8 protein-coding genes are annotated in these 12,492 nt (G+C 65.1%); 3 read left to right on the top strand and 5 right to left on the bottom strand.

What is annotated here, in order from left to right; genetic code table 11:
• Positions 1-210: 210 nt before the first annotated feature.
• Positions 211-1,536 carry an ABC transporter substrate-binding protein gene (locus ACIGJD_RS09645; RefSeq protein ID WP_483689327.1) on the top strand — a complete coding sequence of 442 codons (1,326 nt, stop codon included), beginning with the start codon at positions 211-213 and terminating at the stop codon, positions 1,534-1,536.
• A gap of 111 nt (positions 1,537-1,647) precedes the next feature.
• Here ACIGJD_RS09645 and uvrB read toward each other — a convergent pair whose 3' ends face one another.
• Positions 1,648-3,771, bottom strand: a complete 2,124-nt coding sequence (gene uvrB / locus ACIGJD_RS09640) for an excinuclease ABC subunit UvrB (RefSeq protein WP_483689326.1) — start codon at positions 3,769-3,771, stop codon at positions 1,648-1,650.
• Between the two features lie 80 nt (positions 3,772-3,851).
• Positions 3,852-5,066 (bottom strand): dephospho-CoA kinase, encoded by a 1,215-nt coding sequence (gene coaE / locus ACIGJD_RS09635; protein WP_483689325.1) that lies wholly within the window; start codon positions 5,064-5,066, stop codon positions 3,852-3,854.
• Between the two features lie 154 nt (positions 5,067-5,220).
• On the opposite strand from coaE, the gene ACIGJD_RS09630 reads away from it, so the two are divergent.
• Positions 5,221-5,931, top strand: coding sequence for an IMPACT family protein (locus ACIGJD_RS09630; protein ID WP_483689324.1), 711 nt, complete (start codon positions 5,221-5,223; stop codon positions 5,929-5,931).
• Positions 5,915-6,412, top strand: coding sequence for a GNAT family N-acetyltransferase (locus ACIGJD_RS09625; RefSeq protein WP_483689323.1), 498 nt, complete (start codon positions 5,915-5,917; stop codon positions 6,410-6,412). Before ACIGJD_RS09630 ends, ACIGJD_RS09625 begins: the two co-directional genes overlap by 17 nt.
• A gap of 144 nt (positions 6,413-6,556) precedes the next feature.
• On the opposite strand, the gene rpsA is transcribed toward ACIGJD_RS09625, so the two are convergent.
• From rpsA to polA, 3 genes are all read right to left on the bottom strand, one after another.
• Positions 6,557-8,032 carry a 30S ribosomal protein S1 gene (gene rpsA / locus ACIGJD_RS09620; protein WP_142133935.1) on the bottom strand — a complete coding sequence of 492 codons (1,476 nt, stop codon included), beginning with the start codon at positions 8,030-8,032 and terminating at the stop codon, positions 6,557-6,559.
• A 240-nt stretch (positions 8,033-8,272) separates the two neighbouring features.
• Positions 8,273-9,568 (bottom strand): GNAT family N-acetyltransferase, encoded by a 1,296-nt coding sequence (locus ACIGJD_RS09615; protein ID WP_483689322.1) that lies wholly within the window; start codon positions 9,566-9,568, stop codon positions 8,273-8,275.
• Between the two features lie 77 nt (positions 9,569-9,645).
• Positions 9,646-12,288 carry a DNA polymerase I gene (polA, locus tag ACIGJD_RS09610; protein ID WP_483689462.1) on the bottom strand — a complete coding sequence of 881 codons (2,643 nt, stop codon included), beginning with the start codon at positions 12,286-12,288 and terminating at the stop codon, positions 9,646-9,648.
• Positions 12,289-12,492 lie beyond the last annotated feature (204 nt).

The raw sequence follows: 12,492 nt of genomic DNA, 5'->3' as shown, positions 1-12,492 counted from the left end.
GATCGTAGCGCTTGGGATACTCCCCTACGTGCCTTTAACTGTACCCCAGCGCGTATCCACCCAATGTCCCGGGCAAGCCCCCCCATGGCCTCGGATAACGGTTTCCAAAAAACTATTGACCCGCCCTGCGGCGCTTGTAATAATCGTCCGCAGTGAGAAAGCGTTTTCTCACTTCGACCTAGTATTCGTCCACAAAGTCAAGGTTGGTCAATGAAGACTCCGCTTCGCACTGGCATGGCGGCCAAGGCCCTCGCCACCGCCGCCGCCGTGGCCCTGCTGGCTACCGGCTGCTCCTCCGCCTCCTCATCCAGCGACAGCGGCGGCAACGTCACCGTCCGATTCACGTGGTGGGGCAACGACCTGCGGAACAAAGAGACGCAGCAGGTTATCGACGCTTTCCAGGCCTCGCATCCCAACATCAAGATCCAGGCCGAGCCCGGCGTCTGGAGCAGCTATTGGGACAAACTCGCCACCACCACTGCCGCCAATGATTCCCCCGACGTAATCCAGATGGACCAGGCCTACATCGCTGAATACGGTGGCCGCGGAGCACTGCTGGACCTGTCGAAGCAGGGCAACATCGACACCTCTAAGATTGACCAGGATGCCTTGAAGTCCGGCCAGGTGGATGGCAAGCAGTACGGCCTAAGCACGGGCCAGAACGCCAAGGCCGTGATGATCAACACCAAGATGTTCCAGGACTACGGGGTGCCCATCCCGGACGACAAGACCTGGACCTGGGACGACTACACCAAAACCGCCGCCCAGATCGCTGCCGCGGCATCCAAGGCCGGCCAGACCAACTACGGCAGTTCCTACTCACTGACCGACTCCGACCTCAATACCTGGGCCATGCAGCACGGCGAGTCGCTGTACTCTGCGGACGGCGGTCTCGGCTTCAAGGAAGGCACCGCCACGTCCTTCTTCGAAAACGTGCTGAACCTGCGCAACAAGGGAGCAGCTGCTCCTGCCAACATCGCCACGGAGGACATCAGCGCCCCGGTTGAACAAACCCTTTTTGCCACCGGCAAGACCGCCATGTCGTGGTGGTGGACCAACCAGGTCAATGCGCTCCAGTCCGCACTAAAGAGCGAGGTGAAGATCCTGCGGGCGCCCAGCTCCACCGGCAGCGCCAAGGACAACGGCATGTCCTACAAGCCGTCCATGTTCTGGTCCGTTTCCTCGCGCAGCAAGCATCCGAAGGAAGCCTCGGAGGTAGTCAACTACCTGCTCAACAACCTGGACGCGGCCAAGACCATCCTGACGGAGCGCGGCTTCCCCACCAACTCCGAGGTCCAGACAGCGATCGACCCGCAGTTGACGCCCGCAGACAAGGCAGCCGCGGCGTTCCTCAAGGACATCAAGCCGGATCTGAAGGATGTTCCTCCCGTACCTCCCACCGGGTCTTCCGGGGTGCAGGCACTGATCCAGCGATACAGCAGCGATGTCCTGTTCGACCGCAGGTCACCTTCGGACGCGGCCAAGGGCCTCATGCAGGAAGCAAAGGACATGATCGACTCGGCCAGGAAGAAGTAGGGCCCCGGGCTCAAACAGCGGGAACGGCGGGCATCCCCTGGTGGGGTGCCCGCCGTTCCCGGTGCAGCAGTAGCCAGGAAACCGCGCCGCTGCTGTAAGTCAACTCCGGGCCTAGGCGTGGCCTGCGGCCTGCATCTGGCGCAGCTCCTTCTTCAGTTCGCTGACCTCGTCGCGGATCCGGGCGGCCACCTCAAACTGCAGGTCGGCAGCGGCTCCGTGCATTTGTTCGGTCATCTGCGCGATCAGACCCACCAGGTCCTCGGCCGGAGCGGCGGCCAGGCCGTCCGCCCGGACGATGGCCGCACCCTTCTTTGCCCCCTTGGCATCAGGCTTGGTTGCGCCGGTGATCCCGCGCTTGCCCTTGCCGTAGTTGAAGCTGTTCAACAGCGCATCGGTGTCGGCGTCTTCCTTGGCCAGTTGGTCGGTGATGTCGGCAATCTTCTTCCGCAGCGGCTGCGGGTCCACGCCGTGTTCCTTGTTGTAGGCCACCTGTATGGCCCGCCGCCGGTTGGTCTCATCGATGGCGTTGGCCATGGAATCGGTGATGCGGTCCGCGTACATGTGCACCTCGCCGGAGACGTTACGGGCGGCACGCCCGATGGTCTGGATGAGCGACGTGGATGACCGCAGGAAGCCTTCCTTGTCCGCATCCAGGATGCTGACCAGGGATACCTCGGGAAGGTCGAGTCCCTCACGGAGCAGGTTGATGCCCACCAGGACGTCAAAGGACCCCATTCGAAGTTCACGCAGAAGCTCCACGCGCCGCAAGGTATCCACGTCCGAGTGCAGGTATTCGACCTTGACGCCGTGGCCCAGCAGGTAGTCCGTGAGGTCCTCCGCCATGCGTTTGGTCAGGGTGGTCACCAGGACCCGCTCATCCTTTTCCACCCGCGTCTTGATTTCACCGAGCAGGTCATCGATCTGGCCCTTGGTGGGCTTGACCACCACCTCCGGATCGACGAGGCCGGTGGGCCGGATGATCTGTTGGACGAACCCGTCCGCCTTGCCCAACTCGTATTTGCCGGGTGTGGCCGAAAGGTAGACTGTCTGGCCCACCCGTTCCAGGAACTCGTCCCACTTCAGCGGCCGGTTGTCCATGGCCGACGGCAGCCGGAACCCGAAGTCCACCAGGTTCCGCTTCCGCGACATGTCGCCTTCGTACATGGCCCCGATCTGGGGAATGGTCACGTGGGACTCATCCACCACCAGCAGGAAGTCGTCCGGGAAGTAATCGAGCAGGCAGTGGGGGGCGGTGCCTGGCCCGCGCCCGTCAATATGGGACGAATAGTTCTCGATGCCGTTGCAGAAGCCCATCTGCTGCATCATTTCAAGATCGTACGTGGTGCGCATGCGCAGGCGCTGTGCTTCCACGAGCTTGTTCTGGCTTTCCAGCACCTTCAGCCGGTCGGCCAGTTCATCCTCGATCCGCTTGGTGGCGCGCGCCATCCGCTCCGGCCCGGCCACGTAGTGCGACGCCGGGAACACGTACATCTCCTCTTCGTCGCGGATAACCTCGCCCGTGAGCGGGTGGAGGGTGTGGATGTTCTCGATCTCGTCGCCAAAGAACTCGATCCGGATGGCCAGTTCCTCATACATGGGAATGATTTCCACGGTGTCGCCGCGGACCCGGAACGTTCCCCTGTGGAAGTCCATGTCGTTGCGGGAGTACTGCATGGAGACGAACTTGCGGAGGAGGTCGTCCCGGTTCATTTCGGCGCCCTTGCGCAGGGTGACCATTCCGGCGATGTATTCCTCCGGGGTACCCAGGCCGTAAATGCAGGAAACCGTGGCCACCACAACCACATCCCGGCGGGTCAGCAGCGCATTGGTGGCCGAGTGCCGCAGCCGTTCGACTTCCTCGTTGATGGACGAGTCCTTCTCGATGAAGGTGTCCGTCTGGGCCACGTAGGCCTCGGGCTGGTAGTAGTCATAGTAGGAGACGAAGTATTCCACCGCGTTGTTGGGCAGGAGTTCGCGGAACTCGTTGGCCAGCTGCGCGGCAAGTGTTTTGTTCTGCACCATCACCAGGGTGGGGCGCTGCACCTGTTCGATCAGCCATGCAGTGGTGGCGCTCTTACCGGTACCCGTGGCGCCCAGCAGCACCACGTCCTTCTCGCCGTTGTTGATGCGCTCCGTCAGCTCCGCGATGGCGGCCGGCTGATCGCCCGCAGGCTGGAATTCGCTGATGACTTCGAAGGGCGCTACAACACGGTTGACTTCCTGCGCAAGGCTCATGGATCTAATTTACAACCGGGCACTGACACTGGACCGCCACGTCCGTTACCGGCGAACAACCTCCCGTGTGCGGCCCGGCGTCAGGACACGTACGACGGCGGTTCCCACCCGGTTGCCTCAGCCCACGCCGACATCCGCGGCCAGGCTTCGTCCGTGAACCAGGGTTCCTTGGCGTCGGCGTATGCCCTGGTGGTGGGCGAACCGGCGTGCCGTTCTGCAAGGTCCGCCTTGTGGCCGGCGTAGAGCTTCAGCGCGGCGGGGTCGTTCCGCAACCAGTCCCGGAACATCAGGGCATAACGCCAGCCTGCCGAACCGGCCGCACGGACATGCACATTGACGGCACGGCATGGGTCAGCGTTGGCGTGGAACCGCTTCAACCATGCCGACCGGTCAGGATCGCCGGGCTTCGGTGTATCGGCCTCCACTCCCCGGACGGCCGGGAAGCCGGCCGCGGCAAGGAGCGGGGCAAGTCTTTCCGCCGCTTCGAGGTCCGGCACCGCCACCTGCAGGTCGATGACGTCCTTGGCGGCCAGGCCGGGCACAGAGGTGGATCCGATGTGGTCCACCGCCAGGATGACGTCCGGCGCGGCCGCAGCAATCCTCGCTGCAATCCTGCCTGCCTCCTGCGCCCACTCCGCGCGGTGTGGCTCCAAAACCGCTCCCCCGCGCCGCGGCGCGCGTTGCCCTTGTGCAAGGTTCTGGGCGAACGGCAGCAGGCGCCCGTCCCACAACCGGTCCACCTGGTCCAGCAATTGCTGCACTGTCCCCGAGTTGTCCAGGACGACGTCGGCGGCAGCCAGGCGATCCTGTCGCGTGGCCTGCGCAGCCATGCGGGACAGCGCCGCCTCCGCGGTCATCCCCCGCAACTCCTGCATGCGGTGCAGCCGCACATCGTCGGGGGCGTCCACCACTACCACCAGGTGGAAGGCGGCGCCCTGCCCGGTCTCCACCAGCAGGGGGATGTCCTGGACCACCACCGCGTCAGCGGCGGCGGCCGCCGTGATGGCCGCCGCACGGGCACGCACCAGGGGATGGACGATGCCGTTCAGCGTTGCCAGCCGTTCCGGGTTGCCGAACACCGCCTCGCCGAGCCGGGGCCGGTTGAGCCGTCCCTCGCCGTCGAGCATCCCTGCGCCAAATTCTGCGACGATGCGCTCCAGCCCCTCGGTCCCGGGCTCTACCACCTCACGGGCCAGGGCATCCGCGTCCACCAACACTGCGCCGCGTTCCAACAGCCGCGCAGCCACCACCGATTTCCCAGAGGCAATTCCGCCTGTCAATCCGATCTTCAGCACCCTCCCACCCTAGAGCACGCTTTCCGGACCGCCGAGGGGCCCGCCTGCCCCGCTGTCACGTAAGTCTCCCCGCGCGGGTTATGATCCCCTGGAGCATCAGGAAGCGCTGCCATGGGCCGTTAGCCCCAATGTGCTTCTCTACTAGACTGAAGCGGTGTTGAACCCGGCGGACCCACCACAGGAGACGGACAGCCGGGCCACGACCTACACCACCCTGGCAGCGGGGCAGGACTACCGGCACGAGCTCGAGGTCAAGCGTTCCAGATTCATCACCGTGCTCCGCCGGGCAGGCACCGAGGACGAAGCCCGCGACCTGGTGGCAGGCCTGCGCCGCGAGTTCCATGATGCCCGCCACCACTGCTCTGCGTTTGTCATTGGCCCCGACCGGACTGTCCAGCGGTCCAGCGACGACGGCGAACCCGCGGGTACCGCCGGCATCCCCATGCTCGAAGCCCTCCTGAAGAGGGAAACCGCTCCCGGGGTGACTGACCTCAGCGACGTCAGCGCCGTAGTCGTACGCTACTTTGGCGGGGTCCTGCTCGGGGCAGGAGGGCTGGTGCGGGCGTACTCTGAATCAGTATCGGCGTCCCTGGACCTTGCACCGCTGGTCAGGCGCAGCCGGCGGCGCATCTGTTCCACCGCCGTGCCGCACGCCGCAGCAGGGCGGCTCGAAAATGACCTGCGGGCCGCCGGCATGGTCATGGCGGACACCACCTACCAGGACCGGCACACCGTACTGCGAATTGCCGTCTCCGATGACGCTGACGCCATCGCCGCCGCCTCCGACCGCATCCTGCAGCTCACGGCAGGGTCCGCCACGCTGACTCCCGACGGAACGGAATGGGTGGATGAACCCCTCGACTGACGTGACCCTCGTGGACGTTGACCGGGCAGTGGCGGACCAACTGCTCGAGCTGGCCAAGCGTGACGCCTCCCCCGATGAGGTGGCGCCACCGCTGGGCGGTCCCGGCTGGAACCTGGAACGGACCGCCTGGTTCTTCAGCTACCACCATGCTGCGGCCGCCGGCCTGGACGGCCCTGCGGCGGAAAAGTCCTGGGCCGTCTTCAGCGGCGGCCACGTTGCCGGTTCCGTGCGCCTCAAGCGCGACCCTGACGCCGGCATCCCGTCGGCGGAATCCGGCATCTGGCTTGGCCGCAGCTTCCGGTCCCGGGGTGTCGGCAGCGCCGCCCTGGACCTGGTGCTGGCGGAGGCCCGCCGGGCGGGCCTGAAACGCGTCACTGCGCGCACCCTCTTGGGGAACCAGGGCGCCCAGCGGCTGCTGGCGGCCGCCGGGGCGGAACTGACGCATGATGACGGTACTGTCCTGGCCGTCGTCGAGCTCTAGCGCCGGCAGGCCGGAAGGACCGGCAATACCTTGCGGGGTAACTGGCGCAGGTCCGGCAACCGCGCAGCACCTTAAAGCAACAGACCCCCTGCCTTGTGGGCAGGGGGTCTGTTGCTGTCAGCCCGGAGTACGGGCCGGCGGCAATTAGTTGCCGGTCAGCTTCTCACGCAGGGCAGCAAGTGCCTCGTCCGAAGCCAGGGTGCCGGCACCGGAATCGGTGGCAGCAGGCTCGGAGGAGTAGCTGGTGGCGCCGGAATCGCTGTCACCGGACGTTGCAGCTGCAGCGTCGTCGGCAGCGTGCTGGGCAACCTGCTTCTTGTGTGCTTCCCAACGGGCCTGGGCGTCAGCGTACTGCTGTTCCCAAGCTGCGCGCTGGTTCTCGTAGCCCTCGAGCCATTCGTTGGACTCGGGGTCGAAGCCCTCGGGGTACTTGTAGTTGCCCTCTTCGTCGTACTCTGCGGCCATGCCGTACAGGGCGGGATCGAATTCGGTGCTGTCGGCGTCGACGCCCTCGTTGGCCTGCTTGAGGGACAGCGAGATGCGGCGGCGTTCCAGGTCGATGTCGATGACCTTGACGAACAGTTCGTCGCCAACGGAGACAACCTGCTCGGCCAGTTCGACGTGGCGCACGGCGAGCTCGGAGATGTGGACCAGGCCTTCGATGCCGTCTTCGACGCGTACGAACGCACCGAACGGAACCAGCTTGGTGACCTTACCCGGAACAACCTGGCCCAGGGCGTGGGTGCGGGCGAAGGTCTGCCACGGATCTTCCTGCGTAGCCTTGAGCGACAGGGAGACACGCTCGCGGTCCAGGTCGACCTCGAGGACCTCGACGGTGACTTCCTGGCCAACTTCGACAACCTCGGACGGGTGGTCGATGTGCTTCCAGGACAGCTCGGAAACGTGGACCAGGCCGTCTACGCCGCCCAGGTCCACGAAGGCACCGAAGTTGACGATGGAGGAAACGACGCCGGGACGGACCTGGCCCTTTTCCAGCTTGTTGAGGAAGGTGGAGCGGACCTCGGACTGGGTCTGCTCGAGCCATGCACGGCGGGACAGGACCACGTTGTTGCGGTTCTTGTCCAGTTCGATGATCTTGGCTTCGATCTGCTGGCCGATGTACGGAGCCAGGTCGCGCACGCGGCGCATCTCGACCAGGGATGCGGGCAGGAAGCCGCGCAGGCCGATGTCGAGGATAAGACCACCCTTGACAACCTCGATGACGGTACCGGTGACGACACCGTCTTCTTCCTTGACCTTCTCGATGTCGCCCCAAGCACGCTCGTACTGAGCACGCTTCTTGGAGAGGATCAGACGGCCTTCTTTGTCTTCCTTGGTGAGCACCAGGGCTTCGACCTGATCGCCGACGGAGACAACGTCCCCGGGGTCAACGTCGTGCTTGATGGACAGCTCGCGGGAGGGGATGACACCTTCGGTCTTGTAACCGATGTCGAGCAGGACTTCATCGCGGTCGACCTTGACGACGGTACCTTCGACGAGATCTCCGTCGTTGAAGTACTTGATGGTGGCGTCGACAGCTGCGAGGAAGTCCTCAGCGGTACCGATGTCGTTGATGGCGACCTGCGGGGTACCGGGCTTCTCGGTGGAGGTGATGGTCATGTAGTAGGGGCTCCGTTGTGGATAGTTAGTCGGTCAGGCAAAACCGGCGCGCCCGCGTCATGGAACGCAGGCGCGATTCGCGGTGAATCCGAACGGATCCTCCGGGTCATCCTGATTTGTGGATTGCTTTTCAATGCCGCCCCTGGGGAGCAGCAAGTGCGTGCACGTGGTACACGCCCGTTTATTCTAGTCGCTGCCGGCAACGCGGGTCAAAGCGGGAGCGGGGCAGTGTGCGGCCGCTTAGAAGTGTGTCAGGCAGTGCGTGGGCCGCTCCACCGCGAACATCTGTTGCGCTTTGAAGGCTGCCCCCGGTGTCGCCTCGCTCACCGCACCTGCCGCCCTCAGCGTGACGGGGCTGATCCCGCCGAGGTAGATGGAGGACAGCGCCGAGACGTCCAGCGCCAGGTCGACTTTCCCCGCTGATACGCGTTCGACGGCGGCCTGGCCGCCTTGGACGTCGAGGGCAAAGGTTCCAGCGGTGAGGCCCAGCGGGTCCGTCACTTCAAGGACCAGACGTCCGTCCGCAGGATAGTGCCGGGCGGCCAGCGCCTGCGGTACGTCGAGGATGCGGAGCCAGAGCATGTCGCGGCTGTCCGACGCGTCAATGCAGCGCGGGTCCGCCAGCGCCCAGGCCAGGGGATCATCCACCGGAGCCTCGTTCCAGGACACCCGTTCCACGAGGTCGATGGCGGCAAGGTATTGCCACAGCTCCAGGTAGGCGTGGTCCGTTGCGGCAACAAGGTCCACCACCTCCACCGTGGCGGGCGTGGTGTCCCAGCCGGCGAACTTGTAGGAGACGTAGCCGTCAATGCCGCCGTCCGCAGCGTAGTGCAGCGCCGCCTTGATCGCCGGGTCCTCCTTGCCATCACGGCCCAGCGTCCCCGATGCCAGGAGCCGGTACCACTCCTGGCGCCCGAGTGAGCCGGGGGTGTGCCGATGCACGCGGTCGAAGACTGTGGGGGCAACGTCGAGCAGGACTTTGGGATCCGCAACCTCCACGCTCCCGGTGGCCCGGTGCCGCAGGTTGAACCGTGCCGTGGTGTCCACTTTGACAGTCCGCTCCAGGCTGGCCACGCCATACCCGAACCGCCCATAGATGCTTCCCTCGGAGGCGGTAAGGGCGGCCACCGCAATCCCGTCATCCTTGGCTGCCTGCAGGTCCCCGGTCATCATGCGGCGCAGCAGGCCGCGCCGGCGGTGCGAGGTCCGCACGGTGACCGCCGTGACCATCTGGGCTTCGAGCATCCTGCCAAAACCGATGTTGAGGGTTTTCCGCAACGTCCCGAAAGTGGCCACGGGCACCTCGGCCGGGAGCGAGTGCTGCGCCGGCGTTCCGGTCTGGTAGGCACCGGTAAAAATCCTGCCATCGGCCTCGTAGGTGGCCATTGACTGCGCCACGTGCTCGGGGGTGCGGGTGGCATCGTGGAAGCCGAAACCTACCGCCCTCCCCCAGGTCTCAGCTTCGGCGTACCCGTCCTTGCCTTTGGATACAGCAGGAAAGCGCCGGATTTCATAGTTTCCGCTCAGATCACCCATTTAGCCGAGCCTAGCCAATGAATCCGGCGCCTGACCAGCAAAAACGCTGAGGCATATCCGCAGCGCCCGCGGCGGACCTAGTGGCCGGCGTCGTACCAGCTGGGTCCCACGCCGATCTGGACCTCCAGGGGGACGCTGAGGTCTGCCGCAGCAGCCATCTGCTCGGTCACCAGCTTCTCCACGGCAGCCCGCTCCCCCGCAGCCACCTCAAGGACCAGCTCGTCGTGGACCTGGAGCAGCATGCGGGACTTCAGGCCCTGGGCCTGCAGTTCGGCGTGGACTCCCAGCATGGCGCGTTTGATGATGTCTGCGGCGGAGCCCTGGATGGGGCTGTTCAGTGCGATGCGTTCAGCGTTCTCACGCAATTGCCGGTCGGTGCTGGTGAGGTCCGGCAGGTAGCGGCGGCGCCCCTCGATGGTGGCCGTGTACCCATCCACCCTGGCCTGGTCCACCACGCCGCGAAGGTAGTCGCGGACGGCGCCGAAGCGGTCGAAGTAGTCCTTCATGAGGGTACGGGCCTCATCAACGGAAATTTCGAGCTGCTTGGACAGGCCGAAGGAGGTCAACCCGTAGGCAAGGCCATACGACATGGCCTTGACCTTGGAGCGCATGGCGCTGGTGACCTGGTCCGTGGGGACGTGGAAGATGTTGGAGCCGACGAACCGGTGCAGGTCCTCGCCGTCCTTGTACGCCTGGATCAGCCCCGCGTCTCCGGAGAGGTGGGCCATGATGCGCATCTCGATCTGGGAGTAGTCGGCGGAAAGGAGGCATTCATAGCCGTCGCTGACGACGAAGATGCCGCGGACCCGCCGGCCTTCCTCACTGCGGATGGGGATGTTCTGCAGGTTGGGGTTGTTGGATGAGATCCGGCCCGTGGCGGCAACGTTTTGCGCATAGGTGGTGTGGATGCGGCCGTCCTCCGCGACGGACTTCTTCAGCGACTCGATCATCTGCCGCAGCTTGGCGGCCTCGCGGTGCGCCATGAGCTGGACCAGGAACTCGTGCCCGGTTTTTTCCAGGAGGTTCTTGAGCGAGGCGGCGTCCGTGGTGTAGCCGGACTTGATCTTCTTGGTCTTGGGCAGCTGCAGCTCTTCGAACAGCACGGTCTGCAACTGCTTGGGCGAGCCGAGGTTGACCTCGTGGCCGATGGCTGCGAACGCCTGTTCCTGGGCCTGGTCGATCACCCTGGCGAGGTCGGCAAGCTGGTCGTCCATCTTGTCCATGTCGATGGCGATGCCCGCGAGCTCCATGTCCGCAAGCACCCGGCTGACCGGCAGCTCAAGGGTGGACAGCAGTTCCTCTGCCTTGCGGCTCTTGAGTTCGTCCTCGAAGTAGCGGCTCAGGGCCAGCACGACGGCGCCGGCCTGGACCAGGGAGTCGGCGGCGGCGTTGTCGTCGCCGTCGAAGGACAGCTCCAGCTGCCCGGCCTTGGCAGTGGCCGCGGGAATCCCCACATTGAGGTGGTGCTGGGCGAGCTCGGCGAGCTCGTAGGTGCGGCGGTCGGGCTGGATGAGGTAGCCGGAAATGGCGGTGTCGTCCACCACGCCCTCCAACTCCAGGCCGCGGGCCGTCAACGCCTTGAGCGCGGCCTTGAAACCGTGCATGACCTTGGGCGCTTCAGGATCGCGCAGCCAGGCGGCCAGTACGTTCTCGGTCTCCGCGTCCAGGCTGGAGAGGTCCACGTAAGCTGCGGCGTCGCCGCCGACGATGGCCACCGCAGCGGCGTCTTCACCGATCCGGCCCGGGACGAGGTCGACGGCGAGTGCGGACCGCTGGCCCGTGCCGGCAGCCAGGAAGGCGCCCAGTTCAGCGGCACCGGCGGGGACGGTGTAGTCCGGGGTGTCGATGCTTTCGCGTTCGGCGGCGGGGGTGTCGGCGTCGCCGTAAAGGGCGAACAGGCGGCCGCGGATGGCCTTGAACTCGAGCTGGTCGAAGAGGTCCTCGATGGCTGCCTGGTCCGGGCGCGGCTCGTGGAGGTCCTCCAGCGTGACGGGGAGGTTGAGATCGGTATGCAGCTGGTTCAGGCGGCGGTTGCGTTTGACGTTTTCGACGTTCTCCCGGAGCGAGTCCCCGACTTTTCCGCCGATGGAGTCGAGGTGTTCCAGGACGCCTTCCAGGCCGCCGTACTGGTTGATCCATTTGGCCGCTGTCTTCGGCCCGACGCCAGGGACGCCCGGGAGGTTGTCCGCGGTCTCCCCCACCAGGGCGGCGAGGTCGGAGTAGCGGGACGGGGGAACGAAATACTTTGCTTCGATGGCTGCGGCGTCCATCCTGGGGATGTCGCTGACACCCTTCTTGGGGTACAGCACAAAAACGTTGTCCGTGACGAGCTGGAAGGCATCCCGGTCGCCCGAAACGAGCAGCACCTCAAAGCCGGCTTTTTCACCCATGGTGGCGAGCGTGGCCAGGATGTCGTCCGCCTCGTAGCCGGGCATCTTGATGGTCTTGATGCCCCAGGCCTCCATGACCTGGGCGATGAGGTCGATCTGGCCGCTCATTTCGCGGGGGGTTTCGTTCCGTCCGCCCTTGTACTCGCTGTACTCGGTCTTCCGGTGGGTCGATTCGTCGGAGACGTCGAAGGCCACCGCGATGTGGGTGGGCTGCTGCTCCTTGATGAGGTTGATCAGCATGGACGTGAAGCCGTGGATGGCGTTGGTGTGCTGGCCGTTGGAGGTGGAGAACTTGTCCGCCGGCAGGGCGAAGAACGCACGGAACGCCATGGAATGGCCGTCCAGCACCAGCAGGCGCGGCTGGTCCGTAATGGGAATGACAGGAGCTTCCGTAGCTGAAACAGACCCTCCGGCGGCGGGTGCGGCGCTCTTTACGGCAGCCTTTGGGGCGGCGGAGCGGGGCTGCGCGGCAGCCCCCTCATCGATGGCCTGGGACGGAAAAGGAGCCGGTTTGGTTGTTTCACTCACAGGTGC

It is taken from the genome of Arthrobacter sp. E1SS-5 (assembly GCF_057073715.1).
The sequence above is the reverse complement of the archived record's forward strand: the minus strand, read 5'-3'. Positions and strand labels throughout refer to the sequence as shown.

Excerpts from the sequence above, each read along its gene's own strand:
- ACIGJD_RS09645 (WP_483689327.1), top strand. The coding sequence starts at position 211 with ATGAAGACTCCGCTTCGCACTGGCATGGCGGCCAAGGCCCTCGCCACC.
- uvrB (WP_483689326.1), bottom strand. The coding sequence starts at position 3,771 with ATGAGCCTTGCGCAGGAAGTCAACCGTGTTGTAGCGCCCTTCGAAGTC.
- ACIGJD_RS09625 (WP_483689323.1), top strand. The coding sequence starts at position 5,915 with ATGAACCCCTCGACTGACGTGACCCTCGTGGACGTTGACCGGGCAGTG.
- rpsA (WP_142133935.1), bottom strand. The coding sequence starts at position 8,032 with ATGACCATCACCTCCACCGAGAAGCCCGGTACCCCGCAGGTCGCCATC.
- ACIGJD_RS09615 (WP_483689322.1), bottom strand. The coding sequence starts at position 9,568 with ATGGGTGATCTGAGCGGAAACTATGAAATCCGGCGCTTTCCTGCTGTA.
- polA (WP_483689462.1), bottom strand. The coding sequence starts at position 12,288 with ATGGCGTTCCGTGCGTTCTTCGCCCTGCCGGCGGACAAGTTCTCCACC.